At 56.3% G+C, this 1775-nt stretch carries 1 protein-coding gene; it reads left to right on the forward strand.

The genetic code is table 11. The features are described 5' to 3' along the window. Positions 1-745: IS66 family transposase (tnpC, locus tag ACI77H_RS29980; protein WP_407015537.1), on the forward strand; the 745-nt coding region annotated here is incomplete at its 5' end. Between the last annotated feature and the right edge of the window lie 1030 nt (positions 746-1775).

Genomic DNA, 1775 nt, shown 5'->3' on the forward strand with positions numbered 1-1775 from the left:
GAAGAAAACCCATCGAGCTTATGTCTGGGCCTACGCCACCAGCCAGTTCTCGGAATTGGCGGCGGTGGTTTACGACTTCAGCCCTAGCCGCGCCGGAGAACACGCCCGCAACTTCCTGCAAGACTGGAAGGGCAAGCTGGTCTGCGATGATTTTGGCGGCTACAAGGCCAGCTTTGAACTCGGCGTGACCGAGATCGGCTGCATGGCTCATGCGCGGCGCAAGTTCTTCGAGCTGCACGCCACCAACAAGAGCCAGCTTGCCGAGCAGGCCTTGAGGTACATCCAGCGGCTGTACGAAATAGAGCATGAAGTCCGCGACCTGGAACCGGATTTACGCCGCCGAATACGGCAAGAAAAAGCCGTACCGGTGATGGACGCTTTGCATGCCTGGATGATCGCCCAGCGCCAGCTCGTGCACGACGGCTCGGCTATTAGCAAGGCTCTGGATTACAGCCTCAAACGTTGGACGGCGCTGTCGCGCTATCTCGATGACGGTGCCGTACCCATTGACAATAATTGGGCCGAGAACCAGATTCGGCCATGGGCGTTAGGTCGCAAAAATTGGCTGTTCGCTGGGTCACTGCGCAGTGGCAAACGTGCAGCCGCGATCATGAGCTTGATCCAATCGGCACGGCTCAACGGACATGATCCGTATGCTTATTTGAAGGACGTCCTCACGCGCCTGCCGACGCAGCGGGCGAGTGCGATTGCCGAACTGCTGCCGCATAGATGGCAACCGGTTTAGTTGCGCAAGACGGTATGCCCGGCCGCACTTTCATCCGAAACCTCCTGCACTTTATTCAGCGCATCGAGCATCTGTTCTGCACCCGCCTGGCCAATCAATGGAATCAATATGCGGATAGCTGCCCCGTTTCGATTTCCATCAGCCAGGCCAACGAGTCTGTGCCACCACCTTTGCTTCTGAGCGCAAGGTAGAGATTTCCCGGCGCTCCTGGTGACCTTGACGAGGTAGCGAAGCCCTTCGCTAACAACGGGGAAGAGGTCGATAGCCTTTTGCAAACTTGAGGCGGCATCCTCCGCCCGTTGTCGAAGGTTCGCCGTATGTAGTGGTCAATCAGGTGCAGCAACGTGTCGCCTCTCGTGATGATCGACACACGAAACTGTTCCGCAAAAATTCTCGGACAACTCAGCTATTTTCGGAGGGAACCGAGCAGGCTTCCCTCCGTCAACATCCTTCTTGGCAGTTTGGGTGCTTTGGGTGCGCGCTCTGCCCCGACCGGCACCATCACCGATCCATATAAACCCAGGAACGCCCCCGCACCACACTCACCCAACCCTTATAAGCACCCACTGAGCACTCAGCGAGCCCTAATCCGCACCTAAAAAACACCGTCTATTTCTCGACGACTTTCAACTGAAAGCACCGTAGACGCACCTACGCCACACCATCTCAACCCGGACGCCACCCCTAACGCCCCGACACAACCCAGATCAGCACTCATATCGCACCGAGGGCGATATTGTCGTGGCGCACATGGACCCAATTCAGGTTCATTCACGCCTGCACTGGTCAAACCAGCATGGGGCTCCAGTTGCCTGGTCACGCAAGGGGGGGCCAAGCCAAAGCTAAAACATGGCCAATTGAATTCCGGCAAACCGATGGAGGGTGGCTGAAAACACTCTCGAATCAGTGCCAAATTTGGGGGACAGAAATCAGTTAAAACACCGTCTAATGTAATTATACGAACTGACCCATGTGTTACCTCTGTTTTCCTGCTCTCCCAGGGTGCAAGACGAGATGCCCGGACGCATAC

It is taken from the genome of Pseudomonas sp. O230 (genome assembly GCF_045447035.1).
Lineage (GTDB): Bacteria > Pseudomonadota > Gammaproteobacteria > Pseudomonadales > Pseudomonadaceae > Aquipseudomonas.